The 18,808-nt window shown below is 70.3% G+C and carries 16 protein-coding genes; 12 read left to right on the forward strand and 4 right to left on the reverse strand.

The genetic code is table 11. The features are described 5' to 3' along the window. Positions 1-6 precede the first annotated feature (6 nt). The 3 genes from BWI15_RS05315 to BWI15_RS05325 are packed head-to-tail and all read left to right on the forward strand — an operon-like array spanning position 7 to position 3,370. On the forward strand, positions 7-858 hold the full coding sequence (locus tag BWI15_RS05315; protein ID WP_077013151.1) for a TatD family hydrolase: 852 nt from the start codon (positions 7-9) through the stop codon (positions 856-858). Further along, positions 855-2,003, forward strand: coding sequence for a metabolite traffic protein EboE (gene eboE, locus BWI15_RS05320; protein WP_077013152.1), 1,149 nt, complete (start codon positions 855-857; stop codon positions 2,001-2,003). Before BWI15_RS05315 ends, eboE begins: the two co-directional genes overlap by 4 nt. After that, the gene (locus BWI15_RS05325) at positions 2,000-3,370 is read left to right on the forward strand and encodes an alkaline phosphatase family protein (RefSeq protein WP_077013153.1); all 1,371 of its coding nucleotides are present in this window, start codon (positions 2,000-2,002) and stop codon (positions 3,368-3,370) included. Before eboE ends, BWI15_RS05325 begins: the two co-directional genes overlap by 4 nt. Positions 3,371-3,374: 4 nt before the next feature. On the opposite strand, the gene BWI15_RS05330 is transcribed toward BWI15_RS05325, so the two are convergent. Continuing rightward, positions 3,375-4,370, reverse strand: coding sequence for a LacI family DNA-binding transcriptional regulator (locus tag BWI15_RS05330; protein ID WP_077013154.1), 996 nt, complete (start codon positions 4,368-4,370; stop codon positions 3,375-3,377). Positions 4,371-4,569: 199 nt separating this feature from the next. On the opposite strand from BWI15_RS05330, the gene BWI15_RS05335 reads away from it, so the two are divergent. The 8 genes from BWI15_RS05335 to BWI15_RS05365 all read left to right on the forward strand — a co-directional run bounded on the left by BWI15_RS05335 (position 4,570) and on the right by BWI15_RS05365 (position 16,597). Beyond that, positions 4,570-6,306 (forward strand): discoidin domain-containing protein, encoded by a 1,737-nt coding sequence (locus BWI15_RS05335; protein WP_143465411.1) that lies wholly within the window; start codon positions 4,570-4,572, stop codon positions 6,304-6,306. Then, positions 6,303-7,565, forward strand: coding sequence for a DUF1996 domain-containing protein (locus tag BWI15_RS05340; protein ID WP_077013156.1), 1,263 nt, complete (start codon positions 6,303-6,305; stop codon positions 7,563-7,565). The genes BWI15_RS05335 and BWI15_RS05340 overlap by 4 nt, the downstream gene beginning before the upstream one ends. Positions 7,566-7,714: 149 nt before the next feature. Continuing rightward, complete coding sequence (locus BWI15_RS05345) at positions 7,715-8,293, forward strand: DUF305 domain-containing protein (RefSeq protein WP_077013157.1); 579 nt, start codon at positions 7,715-7,717, stop codon at positions 8,291-8,293. A gap of 157 nt (positions 8,294-8,450) precedes the next feature. Continuing rightward, positions 8,451-11,021, forward strand: a complete 2,571-nt coding sequence (gene lanKC, locus BWI15_RS05350; protein ID WP_077013158.1) for a class III lanthionine synthetase LanKC — start codon at positions 8,451-8,453, stop codon at positions 11,019-11,021. A gap of 4 nt (positions 11,022-11,025) precedes the next feature. After that, complete coding sequence (locus BWI15_RS38675) at positions 11,026-11,160, forward strand: SapB/AmfS family lanthipeptide (protein ID WP_143465412.1); 135 nt, start codon at positions 11,026-11,028, stop codon at positions 11,158-11,160. A gap of 75 nt (positions 11,161-11,235) precedes the next feature. Continuing rightward, positions 11,236-13,215, forward strand: a complete 1,980-nt coding sequence (locus BWI15_RS05355) for a prolyl oligopeptidase family serine peptidase (protein WP_083750568.1) — start codon at positions 11,236-11,238, stop codon at positions 13,213-13,215. 14 nt (positions 13,216-13,229) lie between these two features. Then, positions 13,230-14,864: an ABC transporter ATP-binding protein gene (locus BWI15_RS05360; RefSeq protein WP_237771137.1), complete on the forward strand. Its 1,635-nt coding sequence runs from the start codon at positions 13,230-13,232 to the stop codon at positions 14,862-14,864. After that, positions 14,861-16,597, forward strand: a complete 1,737-nt coding sequence (locus BWI15_RS05365) for an ATP-binding cassette domain-containing protein (protein ID WP_077013160.1) — start codon at positions 14,861-14,863, stop codon at positions 16,595-16,597. The genes BWI15_RS05360 and BWI15_RS05365 overlap by 4 nt, the downstream gene beginning before the upstream one ends. On the opposite strand, the gene BWI15_RS05370 is transcribed toward BWI15_RS05365, so the two are convergent. The 3 genes from BWI15_RS05370 to BWI15_RS05380 all read right to left on the reverse strand — a co-directional run bounded on the left by BWI15_RS05370 (position 16,576) and on the right by BWI15_RS05380 (position 18,415). Beyond that, positions 16,576-17,178 (reverse strand): response regulator transcription factor, encoded by a 603-nt coding sequence (locus BWI15_RS05370; protein ID WP_077013161.1) that lies wholly within the window; start codon positions 17,176-17,178, stop codon positions 16,576-16,578. The two genes, BWI15_RS05365 and BWI15_RS05370, sit on opposite strands and share 22 nt — an antisense overlap. Before the next feature lie 155 nt (positions 17,179-17,333). Next, on the reverse strand, positions 17,334-17,642 hold the full coding sequence (locus tag BWI15_RS05375; protein ID WP_077013162.1) for a DUF6703 family protein: 309 nt from the start codon (positions 17,640-17,642) through the stop codon (positions 17,334-17,336). A 62-nt stretch (positions 17,643-17,704) separates the two neighbouring features. Beyond that, a complete protein-coding gene (locus BWI15_RS05380; protein ID WP_077013163.1) occupies positions 17,705-18,415 on the reverse strand; it encodes a LysR substrate-binding domain-containing protein in 711 nt (236 codons plus the stop codon). Positions 18,416-18,485: 70 nt separating this feature from the next. Between BWI15_RS05380 and BWI15_RS38680 the strand changes: the two genes are divergently transcribed. After that, entirely contained in the window at positions 18,486-18,779 is a 294-nt protein-coding gene (locus tag BWI15_RS38680) for an antibiotic biosynthesis monooxygenase family protein (protein WP_077013164.1), read from the forward strand. Positions 18,780-18,808: the final 29 nt, after the last annotated feature.

Consider the following 18,808-nt stretch of genomic DNA (forward strand, 5'->3'; position numbering starts at 1 on the left):
CGGAGCATGCGCATCTTCGACCCGCACATCCACATGACGTCGCGCACCACCGACGACTACGCCGCGATGGCCGCGCACGGCGTCCAGGCGCTGGTCGAGCCGGCGTTCTGGCTCGGCCAGCCCCGGACCAGTGTCGGCTCGTTCGTCGACTACTTCGACGCGCTGATCGGCTGGGAGCCGTTCCGCGCCTCCCAGTTCGGCATCCGGCACCACTGCACGATCGCGCTGAACCCCAAGGAGGCCAACGACCCGCGCTGCCGCGAGGTGCTCGACGTCCTCCCGCGCTATCTGGCCAAGGACGGCGTGGTCGCGGTCGGCGAGGTCGGCTACGACTCGATGACGGCCGAAGAGGACGAGGTCTTCGCCGCCCAGCTCGAACTGGCCAAGCGCTTCGAGCTGCCGGTTCTCGTGCACACTCCGCACCGCGACAAGGCCGCCGGTACGACGCGGACGCTGGACGTCGTCCGCGAGTCGGGCCTGCCGGCCGGACGCGTCGTGGTCGACCACCTCAACGAGGTGACGGTCAAGGAGGTCGCCGACTCCGGCTGCTGGATGGGCTTCTCGATCTATCCCGACACCAAGATGGACCCGGACCGCATGGTCGTGATCCTGCGGCAGTTCGGCACCGAGCGGATCCTGGTGAACTCGGCCGCCGACTGGGGCAAGTCCGATCCGCTGCGCACCCACGCGACCGGTCAGGCGATGCTCGCGGCCGGATTCACCGAGGACGACGTAGACCAGGTGCTCTGGCGCAACCCGGTCGAGTTCTACGGCCAGTCCGGCCGCCTCGATCTCACCGGCTCCGCGGCCGAGGACACCTTCGCCGGCAACTCGATTCTGCGCGGAGCCCGCTCATGAGGTTCCGGCACGCCGACGGCTCGCTCGTCCACCTCGCGTACTGCACCAACGTGCACCCCGCCGAGGACCTCGAGGGCGTCATCGCACAGCTCGACGGATGCTCCTCGCTGGTCCGCAAGCAGCTCGGCGTCCCCGTGCTCGGCGTCGGGCTCTGGCTCGCGCACCGGCTGGCCGACCGGCTGGCCACCTCGTCGATCGCGCTCAACCGGCTGCGCCAGGCCCTCGACCGCAATGGTCTGGAAGTCGTCACGCTCAACGGCTTCCCGTACGCCGGGTTCCACGACCGCGTGGTCGGCAAGAAGGTCTACCTGCCCGACTGGACCGAGCCCGAGCGCTTCCGCTACACCCTCGACCTGATCGAGGTGCTGGCCAAGTTGATGCCCGCCGACGCGGCGTACGGGTCGATCTCCACGCTGCCGCTGGCCTGGCGTCATCCGTGGTCGAAGGAGCAGGACGCCGCCGCGCGCAAGGCGTTCGACCGGATCCAGGTCCGGCTCGCCCAGGTCGAGACGAACACCGGCCGCCGGATCCGCGTCGCCGTCGAACCCGAACCCGGCTGCGTGCTCGAAATGGTCCCGCAGGCCACCCGCTGGCTCACCCCGTACGCCGGTCCGGCGCGGATCGGCCTGTGCCTGGACACCTGCCACCTGGCGGTGCAGTTCGAGGATCCCGCCGGCACCTTCGCGACGACGACGGCGGCCGGGGTCGAGATCGTGAAGAGCCAGGTGTCGGCGGCGCTGCACGTAGCGGACCCGAAGGACGCGGAGGCGGCGCGGCTGCTCGCGGAGTTCGCCGAGCCGAAGTTCCTGCACCAGACCCGGGAGTGGGGCGGGCCGGGAGTCGACAACCTGGACGAGATCGACCAGCTCTCCGGGAACGCCGCCTGGCGCGTTCACTTCCATGTCCCCGTGCACGCCGCCCCTCGTGCGCCGTTGACCAGTACGACCGACGTGCTGGACGACTGTCTGAGCCATCTTGTCGGGGGAGCGCATCCGCTGACGCAGCATCTGGAGTCGGAGACCTACACCTGGTCGGTGCTTCCGGACGGACCGACGAACCAGCAGGAACTCGCCGAAGGCATCGCCGCCGAGCTCGCCTGGCTGCGTGACCGCCTCACCGCGCTCGGCCTGGAGGAGGTCAGATGACCAAGCAAGTGGTGGTGCTGGACGTCGTGGGGCTGACGCCGAGGTTGCTGCGCAAGATGCCACGGCTGCGGTCGTTGCCGCTGACAAGAAATCTCCAGACGGTGCTACCGGCCGTGACCTGTTCCGCGCAGGCGACGTTCCTGACCGGCCAACTGCCGTCCGAGCACGGTGTGGTCGGCAACGGCTGGTACTTCCGGGACCTCGGCGAGGTCTACCTCTGGCGGCAGCACAACCGGCTGGTTCAGGGCGACAAGGTCTGGGACCTGGCCCGGCGCCGCGACCCGTCGTACAAGGTGGCGAACGTGTGCTGGTGGTACGCGATGGGCGCGGACACCAACCTGCTGGTGACGCCCCGGCCGATCTACTACGCCGACGGGCGGAAGGCGCCGGACTGCTACACCCGGCCGGTGGAGCTGCACGACCGGCTGACCGCGAAACTCGGCGACTTCCCGTTGTTCAGCTACTGGGGTCCGACCGCGGGGATCAAGTCGAGCCGCTGGATCGTTGCCGCCGCGCGCCAGATCCTTGCCGAGGACAACCCGGATCTACTGCTCACGTACGTGCCGCACCTGGACTACGACCTGCAGCGGTACGGCGCCTCGTCGGTGCAGGCGACCCGCGCCGCGATCGAGCTGGACGGCGTACTGGCTCCGCTGCTGGACGACGCGCAGGCGCGCGGAGCGACGGTGATCGTGCTGTCGGAGTACGGGATCACCGACGTGTCGCGACCGGTCGACGTGAACCGCGTGCTGCGGTCCGAAGGGCTGCTGGAGGTGCACACGCAGGACGGGATGGAATACCTGGACCCGTGGACGTCGCGCGCGTTCGCGGTCGCCGACCACCAGGTCGCGCACGTCTACGTCAAGGACCCGGCCGCTGTCGATGCCGTCGGCAAACTGCTCGCCGGGGTGAGCGGCGTCGCCGAGGTGCTCGATGCCGAGGGCAAGAAACGGTACGGGCTGGACCACGAGCGGGCCGGTGAGCTTGTGCTGGTCGCGGAGCCCGAGGCCTGGTTCACCTATTACTACTGGCTGGACGACGAGCGGGCGCCGGACTTCGCACGCGGTGTGGAGATCCATCGCAAGCCCGGGTACGACCCGGCCGAGCTGTTTTTCGATCCGGCCGACAAGTGGGTCAAGCCGCGGGCGGCGTCGTACTTGCTGCGGAAGAAGGTCGGGTTGCGCTACGCGATGCAGGTCGTGCCACTGGATCCGTCGGTCGTGCGTGGGTCGCACGGGCGGTTGCCCGCGTCTGCGGAGGATGGGCCGGTGTTCCTGAGCAGCGATCCGGCGCTGGTGTCCGGCGACGGTCCGGTCGCGGCGACGGCGGTGCGTGATCTGTTGCTGAAGGCGGCCGAGCTGGACTGAGTGGTCACGCTGACTCGCGGACCACGATCTCGGTCGGCAGCGTGACCGAGTCGGCGGTGCCATGGGCGATGAGGTCGAGCAGGAGACGCGTGGTCCGCGCCGCCTGCTCGCCCATCGGGCTGCGCACGGTGGTCAGCGCGGGCGCGGTGTAGAGCGCGGCTTCGATGTCGTCGAAGCCGATCACCGCGACGTCGTCCGGCACTCGCCGGCCCGCCTCGCGCAAGGTGCGCAGGGCACCGATCGCCATCAGGTCGTTGGCCGCGAACACCGCGTCCAGCTGGGGATCGTCGGCCAGCAGTTGCCGCATCGCCTCCGCACCGGAGATCCGGGTGAAGTCGCCGAGGGCAACGATCGACCGCCGCCCGGTGTCCTTCAGGGTCTCCCGGTACGCCGTCAGCCGGTCCTGGGCCGCGGTCATGTCGAGCGGCCCTGAGATCGTCGCGATCCGCTGCCGGCCCTGGTCGAGCAGGTGCTGTACGGCCTTCGTCGCGCCGCCGAGGTTGTCGTTGTCGACCCACGGCATCAGCCCCGGGGTGGCCAGTCGTCCGTGCGACACGATCGGCAGACCGGTCCGTGCGAGCACGGCGGGCAGCGGGTCGGCGCCGTCCATCGAGACCAGCATCGCGCCGTCGACGTGGCCGGCGGCCAGGTACTGCTCGACCCGCTTGCGGCTCTCGTCGGATCCGGCCAGCACCAGCGACACCTGTTTGCCGGCCGCCTCGAGCTCGCGGCTGGCCGCGCGGACGACCATCGCGAACATCGGGTCGTCGGAGGCCAGGCCCTCAGGCGGGTCGGAGACGATGATCGCGATCGTGTTGGTCTTCTGGGTGACCAGGTTGCGGGCCGCGCCGTTCGGCACGTAGCCGAGCTCGGTCACCGCGGCCATCACGATCTGCCGGATCTCGGGCGCGACCGTGGGCTCGCCGTTGATCACCCGGGACACGCTGGACTTGGACACGCCGGCCCGGGCCGCGACCGCGTGCAGCGTCGGTCGTCTCACGGGCACCCCCTCGGCAACGTCAGGGGAGCGTTCCCCAGCCACGAGCATCCCGGCGGTTCCGGAACCTTGTCAAGCGCCTGCGGACAGTGCCGCGATGGGCACACGGTGCGTTCCCAAGTCTTGACACCGTTCCCCGAGCACGCGACTCTCAGACTCAGGGAACGTTCCCTGACCCTCCTGCCCGCCCCTGGAGATGCCCATGCGCTTGTCCCGTAGACCGTCGCGGCTCAAGGCCGCGACCCTCGTCGCCGTCGCGACGAGCTTCGTCCTCGCCCTGCTGGTCGCGCCGCCCGCCGACGCCGCCGACCCGCTGCTGTCCCAAGGCAAGACCGCCACCGCGTCGTCCGCGGAGAACGTCGCCTTCCCCGCCTCGGCCGCCGTCGACGGCGACCCCGGAACCCGCTGGTCGAGCGCGTTCGGCGACCCGCAGTGGATCCAGGTCGACCTCGGCCAGACCGCGACCATCAGCCAGGTCGCGCTCAGCTGGGAGGCGGCGTACTCGACCGCGTTCCAGCTGCAGACCTCCGCCGACGGCACGAACTGGTCGTCGATCTACAGCACCACGACCGGTGCCGGAGGCAACCAGACGCTGGATGTCAGCGGCAACGGTCGCTACGTCCGGCTGCTCAGCACCGCGCGCGCCACCCAGTGGGGTGTGTCGCTGTGGGAGTTCAAGGTGTTCGGGACCACTGGTGGCGGTCCCGGCCCCGGCCCAGGCAGCAAGCTGCTGTCGTACGGCAAGACCGGCGCGGCGTCGTCGCAGCAGCACGACAGCAACTGCTGGGAGTGCACGCCGGCCCGCGCGTTCGACCTCGACCCGGCCAGCCGCTGGGCCACCGCGACCGACTCCGGCTGGGTCGACCCGGGCTGGATCTCGGTCGACCTCGGCGCCGTCGCGCAGATCGACAAGGTCGTGCTGCAGTGGGACCCGGCCTCGGCCAAGTCCTACGAACTGCAGACCTCGAACGACAACGTGAACTGGACCCGGATCTACTCGACCACGAACGGACCCGGCTTCAAGGAGACGCTGACCGTCTCCGGCACCGGCCGTTACGTCCGGATGTACGGCACGCAGCGCAACACGCCGTACGGGTACTCGCTGTGGGAGTTCCAGGTCTACGGCACCGGTGGCGCGCCGAACACCCCGCCGGCCCCGCCGAGTGACCCGGCGAACCCGCCGCAGCTGATCTGGTCCGACGAGTTCAACGGCGCGGCCGGCAGCAAGCCGGACGCGGCGAAGTGGACGATCGACCCCGGCACCGGCCCGAACAACGAGCTCGAGTACTACACCAACAACAACAACGCCTCGATGGACGGCAACGGCAACCTGGTGATGGAGGCCCGCAAGGAGGCCACGCCGGGCTCGTCGTGCCCGATCGACCCGCTGACCGGCAGCGGCACCTGCCAGTACACCTCGCACCGGATGAACACCGGCGGCAAGTTCACCACGACGTACGGCAAGATCGAGGCGCGGGTGAAGATCCCGAAGGGCGCCGGGCTGTGGCCGGCGTTCTGGATGATGGGTGCGGACTTCCTCACCGGCCGGCCCTGGCCGTACAACGGCGAGATCGACATCCTCGAGGTGCTCGGCAAGGACGTGAAGACGGCGTACTCGACCGTGCACGCGCCGGCGTACAACGGTGGCGGCGGCATCGGCGGCTCGTACACGCTGCCCGACGGCGCCGACTTCTCCGACGACTTCCACGTCTGGGCGGCCAGCTGGGACAGCAAGGGCATCGTCTACACGCTCGACGGCCGGACGGTCTTCACGCTCGACAAGGCCCAGGTCGAGGCGACGCGGGGTCCGTGGATCTTCGACCACCCGTTCTACATCATCCTCAACCTCGCCGTCGGCGGTGACTGGCCCGGTCCGCCGAACGCCAGTACGCCGTTCCCGGCGCGGATGCTGGTCGACTACGTGCGGGTGTACCGATGACTGCGCGCCGGGTTCTGCGGCTCGGCACGGTTGCCGTCGGGCTGCTGGCTCTGCTCGGTGCGTACCTGGTCTGGACGGGCCGGCCCGCGCAGGCCGCGGAGACCCTGCTGTCGCAGGGGCGTCCGGTCGTCGCGTCCTCGGTGGAGAGCGGCGCGTTCCCGGCCGCTGCCGCCGTCGACGGTGACGGTGGGACGCGGTGGGCGAGTGCGTTCGCCGACAACCAGTGGCTGCAGGTGGATCTCGGGTCCAGTCAGACCTTCAACCGGGTCGTGCTGAAGTGGGAGGCGGCGTACGCGCGCGGCTTCGCCGTACAGACTTCCGCGGACGCGACGGCCTGGACGACTGTGCACACCACGACCAACGGGACCGGTGGTGAGCAGAGCCTGACCGTGTCCGGCACCGGCCGGTACGTGCGGGTGCTGATCACCCAGCGGGCCACCCAGTGGGGTGCGTCGCTGTTCGAGTTCCAGGTGTACGGCGGGACGCCGGGCGGCGGTCCGATCGTGCGGGTGGCCGAGTTCCTCGCGGACTGCCCGTACACGCATCGCCTGCCCGACGACCCGATCGTGTTCCCGAACATGCCCGGGGCGTCGCACATGCACAGCTTCTTCGGGGCCACCGTGACGAACGCGCACACCACCGTGAACGACCTGGTGAACTCGCCGACGTCGTGCAACCCCGCGGAGGACAAGTCGTCGTACTGGGTGCCGACGCTGTACGTGAACAACCAGCCGGTCGAACCGACCGGGACGACGTTCTACTACCTGGGCGAGGGTGTCCGGGACGACGTGATCGCGCGGACCCAGCCGCTGCCGTTCGGGCTGCGGATCGTGGCCGGCAACGCGAAGGCGACCGGACCCGGTGACAACACGATCTCGCGATGGTCCTGCCTGCACGCCGGTGACGCCGGCTCGGGGCACGACTTCGTCAACTGCCCGGCCGGGTCGATGCTCGAGTCGTACCTGGACTTCCCGCAGTGCTGGAACGGGCGTGACCTGGACTCGCCCGATCACAAGAGCCACATGTCCTATCCGGTGAACGGCGACTGCCCTGCGACGCACCCGGTTCCGGTGCCGAAGCTGCGGCAGGTGCTGCGCTATCCGGTGAACGGGCCGACCGCCGGCTTCCGGCTGGCGTCGGGTGGTGGGTTCACGATGCACGGCGACTTCTTCAACGCCTGGCCGGTGGCGGAGATGGCGCGCCGCGTCAACGACTGCATCCGGCCGATCATCAAGTGCGGGGCCAACGGTCACCCGTAGGTCCCCTCCTGCTGCCGGGCGGGTCCCCGTCCCAGGACCCGCCCGGCTGCTTTTGGAAAGAACTCTTCCTTACCCTCTGTACTGTCATCGGCACCGTCTGTACGCTCGCCTCACACCGCCCCCGTTCGTCGTTTCCTCGAGGAGCTCTCGTGAAAGCTCTTGCCTGCGTTGTGTTGCTCGCTTCGGTGACCGCCTGCGGTTCGTCTGCCGCCTCGCCGCCGCCGTCCACACCGACACCGGCCGGTACGCCGTCCGCGACCGCGAGCGTGTGGGACATCGATCCGTCGTTCAACGCGACCGATCTGGCGTGGATCGAGCTGATGATCCCGATGGACGAGCAGCTGCTGCGGGTTCTCGAGCTGGGTCGCAAGCAGGCAGCGGATCCTGCGGTTCGGGAGTTCGCCGGCCGGGTCGCGGCGGGGCATCGCGCGGAGGTCGCCCGGTTCGTCGCGCTGCGGACGCGGTCGAGGCTGCCGGTGCGGAATCCGCACCAGGGACACGACATGCCGGGCATGATGACCGAGCCGGAGATCGTTGCCCTGGGCAAGTCAACGGGTGCGGCGTTCGATCAGGTGTTTCTCGAGAATCTCGAGGAACACCTGGAGCAGTCGATCGTGCTGGCCCGCAGTATCCCCAAGGACGGCAAGGATCCCGAGGGCAAGAAGCTCGCGACAGCCATCACCACCACGCGGGCCGCCCAGCTGAAAGAACTCGCCGCCCTCCGCTGACACGCTGTCCTGGGCTGCCTACCGAACGGCCGATTGCGGACTTACGCAGGCGTATCACCTGCGTTCTTCACGTCACGGTCGTGACGCCCGGCACTACGCACAGAGCCGACGCAGCGACACGATGTGACGGACGGATCCGGGGCATCGGGAGGTCGGCGTGGAACAGTACGAGCTGTACTGCTTGGCCGATCGTCTGTTCTACGACACCCCGAGCAACCGCGGTACCGAGGAACCGGACTTCGCGGTGTGCGCCCGGCCGCTGCCGGCCGGATGGCAGCACGAGGCCGGTGAGGTGTGGATGCACTACGCCCCACCGAACGCGCAGATTCCCGCGCAGGGCTGGAAGATCCACGTCTCGGCCGGTCTCGACGACGCCGACCGGACCCTGGCCGCGGTGTGGGACTACTGCGTCGAGCGGAGCCTGGCCTTCAAGTTCCTGCGCAGCAGGCCGGTCCTGATGATGTTCAACTCCAAGTCGGCCTTCCGCGGGTCCAGCGGCAAGCTGGTCACCATCTACCCGGCCGACGAGGCGCAGCTCGAGCTGGTCCTGAAGGAACTCGACGGCATCCTGGAAGGAGTCCAGGGGCCGTACATCCTCAGCGACCTCAGGTACGCCGCCGGCCCGCTCTTCGTCCGGTACGGCGCCTTCGCCACCCGGTACTGCCTGTCCGACAGCGGCGAACGGGTCTACGCCCTGGAGGACGATCAGGGCCGGCTGGTGCCGGATGTTCGCGGCCCGATCTTCTCGACTCCCTCGTGGGTGAGCCTGCCGTCCTTCCTGGTGCCGCACCTCGAGGCCCGCAACGCGGTGACGACCAACGACCTGGCGTACGTGATCGAGAACGTCATCCAGTTCTCCAACGGCGGTGGCGTGTATCTGGGTCATCACCGCGACACCGAGGAGAAGGTGGTGCTCAAGGAGGGCCGCCCGCTGGCCGGCCTGGACGTGCTCGCCCGGGACGCGGTGGCCAGGGTCGGTCACGAGCGCGACATCCTCCAGCGGCTGGCCGGCCTGGACGTCGTCCCGGCCGTGCACGACTACTTCCAGCTCGGCGACCACCACTTCCTGGTCCAGGAGTTCGTCGACGCCAACCCGCTGCAGCGGCTGATCGTCCGGCGCTACCCACTGACCCGGCCGAACGCCGGCGCCGCCGAGCGGACGGCGTACGCCGAGTGGGCGCTCGGGATGCTGGAACGGGTCGAGCGGGCGATCGCGTTGCTGCACGAGCGCGGCGTGGTGTTCAACGACCTGCATCCCGACAACATCCTGATCGATGCCGACGACCGGTTGGTGCTGATCGACTTCGAGGTGGCGACGCTGGTCACCGAGCAGGCCCGGTCCGCGCTGGCCCATCCGGGCTACGCCGCCCCCGCCGACCGCCAAGGGGCCGACGTGGACCGCTACGCGCTCGCCTGTCTCACTCTCGGGTTGTTCGCGCCGCAGACGACCATGTTGCTGAGCCTCGATCCGGCCAAGGCGCACCAGCTGGCCGACCTGATCAGTACGACATTCCAGGTGCCTAGGGCAACGATCGCCCCCGCGGTCGAGACCATCGTCGGCGACCGGCCGGCGTCCGGGGACGGCATCGCGGCACTCCGGGCGGACCCGGCGGTGCCCGGGAAGACACCCTGGCCGGAGCTGCGGGCCGCACTCGCCCAGGCCGTCACGGCCTCCGCGACACCGGAGCGCGACGACAGGCTGTTCCCGGGCGACATCGCTCAGTTCGAGCCCGGAGGTGGGATCAACCTGGCCCACGGAGCAGCCGGTGTGCTGTACGCCCTGAACCGTTGCGGCGCCGGCCGCTTCCCGGAGTACGACGACTGGCTGCGTCGCCGCGCGTTGGACCCGGTCGCTCTGCCCGGCCTCTACAACGGGCTGCACGGTGTCGCCCTGGCGCTGGACGAGCTCGGGTACCGGCAGGACGCGTTGGACGTGCTGGATCGCAGCCGGACGCTACCGATCGACGTACTGGAGCTGGGCCTGTACTCGGGGCTGGCCGGGATCGGGCTCAACCTGCTGCACTTCGGCGCCGAGCCGGCCGCGCTGGCGCTGGCGACCCGGGTGGTCGACGAGGTCGCCGACCGGCTCGGCGGACCGGACGACGTCCCGGAGCTGAGCGGTGACGGCCGTCCACGCGCGGGATTGATGTTCGGCTCGTCCGGACCGGCGCTGCTGTTCCTGCACGCCTACGAACGATCCGGCGACACCGGACTGCTCGACCTCGCGCGGATCGCGCTCCAGCAGGACCTGCGGCGCTGCACAGCCGACGAGTACGGCACGCTGCAGGTCACACAGGGCTGGCGCACGCTGCCGTACCTGGAAGAGGGCTCGGTCGGCATCGCACTCGTCCTGGACCGCTACCTGCGCCACCGCCCGGACGACGAACTCGCCGCGGCTCTCGATCCGCTGCGCAAGGTCGCCCACTGCGGCTACTTCGTTCAGCCCGGTCTGCTGATGGGACGCGCCGGCGTGCTGCTCGCAGCGGCTCAGCTGGAGCCGAGCGCGGTCGACCAGCTGATCACCGGCCTGGGCTGGCACGCGCTCCAGTACGGCGGCGGACTGGCGTTCCCCGGCAACCAGTTGCTGCGGCTGTCCATGGACCTCGCGACCGGCTCCGCAGGTGTCCTGCTGGCTCTCGGCGCCGCTCTGCACGAGCAGCCGGTGGCACTCCCGTTTCTCGAGCCGTCAGAGCGGCTTGATCCCTACCAGAACCGGAAGGAGGTGTAGAACAATGGCTCTTCTCGACCTGCAAGGTCTTCAGGCCCCCACTGGGGGCGGAGGGCACGGTGGTGGCGGCAGCACGCTGACCCTTCTGGGCTGTCAGTCCGGCCGCCCGAGCAACCTCAGCGTTCTGCTCTGCCACTGAGGCGCCCAAGGTCCCGGGCGAGGCCCCCTGAGCTCGCCCGGGACCCGACGCTGTCACCAGGGGACAAGGAGTCCCGTGCGCACACCCGATCTGAGCTATCCCGAGGCCGAGCGGCAGGCCGGCGTCGAGTACCTGCACGGCCACGAGGTGGCCGACCCGTACCGCTGGCTGGAAGACGGCAGCGATCCGCGGACGCGCGCCTGGCAGGCGGCTCAGGACGAACTCTGGCTGACCCAGGCAGCAGCTCTGCCCGGTCGCTACAAGTTCCGGGTCCGAGTCGCCGCCCTGAGCGCTGTGGACACCATCAGTACGCCGACCTGGCGCAGCGCCCGGCAGTTCTTCGTCCGCAGGAGTTCCGGGCAGCAGCACCCTGCGCTCTACGTGGCCGACTCCGGCCAGGCCGAGCGCCTGCTGATCGACCCGGTCCGTGAGGATCCCTCCGGCCGCACCACGCTCGACCACTGGCTGCCGTCGCCGGACGGGCACCTGCTCGCGTTCCAGCTGTCGCAGGGCAGTGAGCAGTCCGTGCTGCGGGTGCTGGACGTCGACACCGGCGAGGTCGTCGACGGACCGATCGACCGCTGCCGCTACTCGCCGGTGGCCTGGCTCGCGGACGGCAAGTCGTTCTACTACGTCCGCTCCGGCCGGCTCTCGCTGCACCGGATCGGACGGCCGGACGATGTGCAGGTGCTGCCTGGCGAGGCGGCGTACGGGCTGGAGATCAGTGCGGACAGCCGGTGGCTGACGATCTCGGCTGCTGTTGCCGATCGCAACGATGTGTGGCTGGCCGACCTGAGCGTCCCGGACTTCGAGCCGGTGGTCGTGCAGCAGGGCGTCGACGCACGCACCGCGGCCGCGGTCGGACCGGACGGACGGCTGTACGTCGTCACCACGCTCAATGCACCGTCGGGCCGGGTATGCGTCGGTGATCCGCGGCGGCCGGGCGCGGATCACTGGACCGAACTGGTCGGCGAGGAGCCGGGCGCACCGGTCAGTCACCTGGCCCTGCTCGACGGGGTGCTCCTCGTCGGCCGGACCCGGCACGCTCTGAGCGAGCTGACGGCGTACGACCCGGTGACCGGCGACCGCCTGCACGATGTGCCGCTCCCGGGGCTCGGTACGGTCGGCGAGCTCAGCACCCGCCCGGACGGCGGCCACGAGGCGTGGTTCAGCTATACCGACAGCGTCACGCCGCCGGCCATCCACCGGTACGACGCCCGCACCGGGCAGGTGACTACATGGGCCGGCCATGCCCGGTCTGTACCGGACGTCGAGGCTCGCCAGGTCACCTACCCGTCCCGCGACGGTACGCCGATCCGGATGGTCGTGCTCGGCCGGTCAGGACCGGGCGGCCCGCGGCCCACGATCCTCTACGCGTACGGCGGTTTCGGGCTGTCGCTGACGCCCACCTACTCGGCGTTCGCGCTGGCCTGGGTGGAGGCCGGCGGCTGGTTCGTCACGGCGAACCTGCGTGGCGGTGGCGAGCAGGGCGACGACTGGCACCGCGCCGGGGTGGGCGGAGCGAAGCAGGCAGTCATCGACGACTTCCTCGCCGCAGCGGAGATGTTGGTCGACGGCGGCTGGACCGCACCCGGCAAGCTCGGTATCTGCGGCGAGTCCAACGGCGGCCTGCTGGTCGGCGCAGCGCTCACCCAGCGCCCCGAGCTGTTCGCCGCGGCGGTCTGCTCGGCGCCCGTGCTCGACATGGTCCGGTACGAACGGTCCGGTCTGGGGCAGGCCTGGGTCAGCGAGTACGGCTCGGCGGACGACCCGGCGCAACTGGCAGCGCTGCTCAGCTACTCGCCGTACCACCGGGTGGCGGCGACGGACTATCCGGCCGTTCTGCTCACCGTCTTCGGTGCCGACACCCGGGTGGACCCGCTGCACGCGCGCAAGATGTGCGCTGCTCTGCAGCACGCCACCACCGGTTCCCGGCCGATCCTGCTCCGGTACGAAGCCGGCGCCGGTCACCTCCCGGCCGGAGTGGATCGGGGTGTCGGTCTGGCTGCGGACCTCCTGGCCTTCCTGGCCGCACACACCGGGCTGGACCAGTGATCACCTTCGGCTCCGTGCTGCGCCAGGGACGTGGCCGGCTCCCGCTGATCGGAGTCGTTGCCCTGGCCGGCAGCGTGACCGTGCTGGCGCTGCCGACGGTGCTCGGGCGCGCCGTCGACGCCGTCGTTGCCGACGGCGAGGTCGGCCGATGGGTGCTGATCGCCTGCTGGCTGATCGCACTCGGCATCGCCTGCGACATCGTCGAGGTGCTCGCTGGTACGGCGTGCGTCGCCGGAACCACCGCCTGGCTGCGGGATCGGCTGGTCCGCCAGGTGCTGGCGTCGGGATCGCCCGCGACCAGCAGATTCGGCACCGGCGATCTGGTCACCCGGGTGTCCAGCAACGCCCACGACGCCGCCCAGGCCGGACCGGCAACGGTCACGGCGCTCGCCGCCGTGGTACCGCCGGCCGGGAGCCTGGTCCTGCTGACGTTGATCGACCCTCTGCTCGCTGCCGCCTTCTTCGGCGGGGTCGTGGTGGTGATCATGGTGCTGTGGGCCTTCACCCGCCGGACCGCCGAGATCAGCCTGGCCTACCAGGAGACTCAGGGCAGGATCGCCGCGGCGCTCACCGAGGCGCTGGCCGGCATCAGGACGATCACGTCGGCCGGGACGGTGAGCAAGGAGCAGCGGCGCATCCTGGGGCCGTTGCCGCAGCTGCACGAGCAGGGGCTGCGGACCTGGCGAGTCCTGGCGCGGTCCGGCGCGCAGGCCGCAGTGGTCGGCCCCCTGGTGCTGATCGCCGTGCTGGCTGTCGGCGGGGTCCAGCTGGTGCGCGGCCGGATCACGCCGGGCGACTACTTCGCCGCGGCGCAGTACGCCGTGATCGGCGCGGGGTTGGGCAGCCTCACCGGCGTACTGGGTGAGCTGGGCAGGGCGAGGGCGGGGATCACCCGGGCGGCCGAGCTGACCGCCGCCGAACCCGTTGCCTACGGCACTCTGTCGTTGCCTGCCGGTCCGGGGCGGCTGGTCTTCGACGGGGTCGTGGTCCGGGCCGGGCAGAACGTCCTGCTGGACGACGTCGACCTGGACCTGCCCGGCGGGGCAGCCGTCGCCGTGGTGGGGCCGAGCGGTGCGGGCAAGTCGGTACTGGCGGCCGTTGCCGGTCGGTTGCGCGACCCCGACGCCGGGCAGGTGCGGCTCGACGGAATGCCGCTGGGTGCGCTGAGCCATGCGGCGCTGCGACTTGCGGTGAAGTGTGCGTTCGAGCGGCCGGTGCTGGTCGGGTCGACGGTGGGGGAGGCGATCTCGGTCGGCAACGTCCCCTCGGTGCCGTTGCTGCACGCGGCCCGGGCCACACATGTGCACGACTTCGTCAGCCGAATGCCGAAGCGGTACGCAACCTCGCTGGCCGAAGCACCGATGTCCGGTGGCGAGGCACAGCGGCTCGGACTGGCCAGGGCATGGACGGCAGAGCGGCTGCTCATCCTGGACGACGCCACCTCGAGCCTGGACACCGCGACGGAGTTGCAGATCAGCGAGACGCTGATGGGCGACCCGCAGCGGCGTACTCGGTTGATCGTCACGCATCGGGCGGCCACGGCTTCCCGCGCCGACCTGGTGGTGTGGCTCGACCGCGGCCGGGTCCGAGCCGTCGGGCCGCACCATGAGCTGTGGGCCGATCCCGGCTACCGGGAGGTGTTCGGATGAAGCGGGAGCTGCGGTTCGCGGTCACGGCCGTCCGGCGTCGGCCGGCCGTGCAGCTGGCTGCCTGGTCCGTGCCGGAGATCCTGCCGACCGCCTGCTACGGACTGGCCGTCGCCCACGCCGCCGACGCGTTTCTCAGCGGCCGGGTGGAGACAGGCCTGGCCTGGCTCGGCGGTCTGCTGGCTGCCGCCGTGCTGGGTGCGATCGGTGCGCGCCAGGTCTACCGGCGGCTCGGCGAGCTGGTCGAACCGGTGCGTGACGAGCTGGTCGGCAAAGTCGTGGCCGGTGCGCTGGGCAACGCCCGCGCCGACGGTGCCGTCGCCCGGCTGAACCGGCAGGTGGAGATCGTCCGCGACACCTTCGCCGGGCTGGTCCTGGTGGTGCGGAGCTTCGTCGTCACGGTGATCGGGGTGGTGACCGGCTTGCTGTCGCTGGATCCCCTGGTCGCGGCGCTCGTCGTACCGCCGTTCCTGCTCGGTTTCCTGCTGTCGTTGGGAGTGCTCGGCCTGGCGGCCGACCGGGTCCGCGCGTCGTTGCGGGCCGACGAGGACCTCGCCACGGCGGCGGGAATGGTCTTCGCCGGGGTGCGGGACGTGAACGCCACCGGTGCGGAGGGGTTCGCCGCGCGCCTGGTCGGCGTACCGATCGCTGCACAGGCTGCGGCGGAGAGGTCTCTGGCCAAGGTGGCCGCGCTCCGGACGCTGTGCTTCGCGGTCGGCGGCTGGGTTCCGCTGGTCGTGCTGCTGGCTGCCGCGCCCTGGCTCACCGGCCGGGGCGTCAGTACGGGAACGCTGCTGGGCGGCATGACGTACGTGCTGCTGGGGCTGCAACCGGCGCTCAACACCGTGATGTCCGCGCTCGGTGACAGCGGTCTGCGCTACGTGGTGACCCTGGGCCGCATCCTCGACATGAGCAAGGTCCCGGAGCGCCGGGCACTGGGCCGGATGCCGACCGGGCATCACGTGCGATTGCGGCGAGTGTGCTTCGCCTACGGTCCGGGCGCTGCGCCGGTGCTGCACGACCTGGACCTGGTGGTCCGAGATGGCGATCATCTCGCGGTCGTCGGTCCGAGCGGTATCGGCAAGTCGACGCTGGCGGGGGTGATCTGCGGACTGCTGCCGCCCACCGACGGCAAGGTGCTGCTCGGCGGCGTACCGCCTTCTAGCCTGCAGCCGAGCGACCTGGCCGGCACCCGGGTACTCATTCCCCAGGAGGCCTACGTCTTCACCGGCACCGTCCTCGACAACCTGACCTATCTGCGGCCGGCGGCCACGCAGGCGCAGGTCCGCGCGGCGACCGAGGCGGTGGGAGCTGCTCGCCTGGTCGACCGGCTCGGCGGCCTGGAGGCGCCGGTCAGCCCGTCGGAGCTGTCGGCGGGGGAGCGGCAGTTGCTCGCGCTGGCTCGGGCCTACCTGTCACCGGCGCCCCTGGCCGTACTGGACGAAGCGACCTGCCACCTGGACCCGGAGGCCGAGCGCATCGCCGAAGAGGCCTTCGCGCGCAGACCCGGCAGTCTCGTCGTGATCGCGCACCGGATCAGCTCCGCGCTGCGGGCACAGCGGATTCTGGTCCTGGACGGCAGCCACGCCACGATCGGCACTCACCAGAGTCTGCTGGCGACCAGCCCTCTGTACGCCGACCTGGTCGGTCACTGGACCGGGACGGACGAAGGCGCCGCGCAGCCGGCCGACGACGAGTTCCAGCGGCCGTCCGCTCAGAGCCAGCCGGCGTCCTGAGCCTTGCGAATCGCCTCGATCCGGCTCCTCGCGCTGGTCTTGCTGAGGATGCGGGACAGGTAGTTCCGTACGGTGCCGGGACTCAGGCACAAGGTGTGCGCCACCTCCTGCACCGTGGCGCCGGTGCTGATCAGCCGCAGGATCTCGCCCTCACGCTCGGTCAACGGATTGTCACCCGCCCTCAGCGCCGCCAGGGCCAGGCCGACGTCGAAGACCGGTCTGCCGTCGGCCACCTCGCGGACTGCGTCGACCAGGTCGCCCGGCGACGCGTCGGTCGTCATCACGCCGACCTTGGGAGACTGCTTCACCACCGACAGTGCGAGTGAGATCGACCCGCCGTCGTCACGTTCGATCAGCATCAGCACGGCGCGCCCGTCGAGGCGGTCGCACAGCTCCGCCATCCCGATCTCCCCTGGCAGCAGTGGATCGAGCACGACGACGTCAGGACCCCCGGAAACCTCCAGCACCTCGTCGGCACGGTCGAACTCCGCGACCACGTTGAGATCGGACTCCCTGCTGAGCACCACGGCCAACGCTCCCCGAACCAGCTTGCCGCGGTGCCCGATGACAACTCGGATCACCGGCTCCGCCCCCCTGGCGAATCACGTGCGCTGATTCCGGAAACCATCAGTCACGTAATGCTGCCGAATCCCCGGAATCGGTCACCGACAGTCTCCATGGAGAAGTGCACGATGTCATCAGCCCAGCCGATTCTTCCTGCGGCCGGGCGCCGGTGTCAGCTCCCGGCGATCCGCGACACCGCGAACAGCAGGATCACCAGCACCGAGAAGACCCGGATCGCCCGCTGGCCACCCGTCACCACCGGCCAGGACAGGAAGCCCAGCCAGCTCAGCAGCAACGCGAGCAGGATCAGGGCAGGCACCGCGGCCGGCACCGGAGCGAAGACACCGATCAGCGCCAGCACCAGCGTGATTCCCGGCAACGTCAACTTCGGCATCGCGTGCAGCTTCGCCACGAACGGATAACTGGCCTTCGTCACCCGCTGCCGAAGCGGACTCACCGGCTGACTGCTGGAGGAACTCATTTCCCTATTGTTCCAGCACCCGTGCCCTCGACGGAAAACCTCGGTCCTGCCGGGCCGGCGGATCAGCGGGATCCGGCGGTCTTGGCGGCGGTGGCCAGGATGTGGCGGGTGCGTTCGCGCAGCAGTTGGTGCGTGCGGTCGTAGTGGTTGCGCGGATGCCACGCCATGCCGATGGTGACCGGTGGCAGTACCAGCGGGATCGGGAACGTGCGCAGCCCGAGTGCCTTCAGCATGGACAGTCCCAGCCTGGCCGGGGCGACGCTGACGACGCCGGTCTCGTGGGCCAGGAACAACGCGGTCGCGAAGCTGGGCACCACAGCGACCGTACGCCGGCTCAGGCCGAGCTCGGCGAGTTGCTCGTCGATCGGTCCGTGGGCCCGGCCGCGTCGCGACACCACGACGTGATCGGCGGCGGCGAACCGCCGCGGGGTGACGGTTTTGGCCTTCAGACAGGGATGTCCTGGCCGCGCGACGCCGATCAGGGTCTCGGTCAGCAGGGTTTCGGTGTGGATCTCCGGATCGCCCGGACGGACGGCCCCGACCTCCAGATCCACCAGGCCTTCGCGCAGCGCCGGGGTGTCCTGAAGGGTCTCGGGCCGCAGCCGCAGTGAGATGCCCGGCGCCTGGACCCGCAGATCGTCGATGAGGGACGGGACGAAGGTCGTGGACAGCATGTCGCTGACCTGGAGGTCGAAGGTGCGCACCGTGGTGCGCGGGTCGGCGGTGTCCGGTGGTGCGAACAGCGCTCGCGCGCGAGCGGCGACCGCGTGCACCTCACTGCGCAGTTCGAGGGCGCGGGGCGTCGGAACCAGGTCGCGTGGGACCGGGGCTTAGGGTGACGGGGTGTTCGTGGTGATCAGGTTCAAGGTGGGGGAGTCGGCTCAGGGGGAGTTCGCCGAGCGGCTGGCGGCGGCTGTGGAGGTGTTGTCGCGGCAGAAGGGGTTCGTGGCGGCGCGGACCGGGCGGAACGTGGACGACCCGGAGTTGCTCGCGCTGAGCATGGAGTGGGAGAACGTCGGCAGCTACCGGCGCGCGCTGTCGCCGTACGAGGTGAAGATGGTGGCGGTGCCGCTGCTGTCGCAGGCGGTCGACGAGCCGACGGCCTACGAGTCGCTGGAGCCCGCTCACCTGCCGTAGCAGGTACCTTGCGGATGCGACGTGGAGGA

The sequence above is a fragment of the Kribbella sp. ALI-6-A genome (assembly GCF_001984195.1).
Classification (GTDB): Bacteria; Actinomycetota; Actinomycetes; order Propionibacteriales; family Kribbellaceae; genus Kribbella.

Excerpts from the sequence above, each read along its gene's own strand:
- BWI15_RS05325 (WP_077013153.1), top strand. The coding sequence starts at position 2,000 with ATGACCAAGCAAGTGGTGGTGCTGGACGTCGTGGGGCTGACGCCGAGG.
- BWI15_RS05315 (WP_077013151.1), top strand. The coding sequence starts at position 7 with ATGCGCATCTTCGACCCGCACATCCACATGACGTCGCGCACCACCGAC.
- BWI15_RS05340 (WP_077013156.1), top strand. The coding sequence starts at position 6,303 with ATGACTGCGCGCCGGGTTCTGCGGCTCGGCACGGTTGCCGTCGGGCTG.
- BWI15_RS38675 (WP_143465412.1), top strand. The coding sequence starts at position 11,026 with ATGGCTCTTCTCGACCTGCAAGGTCTTCAGGCCCCCACTGGGGGCGGA.
- BWI15_RS05365 (WP_077013160.1), top strand. The coding sequence starts at position 14,861 with ATGAAGCGGGAGCTGCGGTTCGCGGTCACGGCCGTCCGGCGTCGGCCG.
- BWI15_RS05335 (WP_143465411.1), top strand. The coding sequence starts at position 4,570 with ATGCGCTTGTCCCGTAGACCGTCGCGGCTCAAGGCCGCGACCCTCGTC.
- BWI15_RS05375 (WP_077013162.1), bottom strand. The coding sequence starts at position 17,642 with ATGAGTTCCTCCAGCAGTCAGCCGGTGAGTCCGCTTCGGCAGCGGGTG.
- eboE (WP_077013152.1), top strand. The coding sequence starts at position 855 with ATGAGGTTCCGGCACGCCGACGGCTCGCTCGTCCACCTCGCGTACTGC.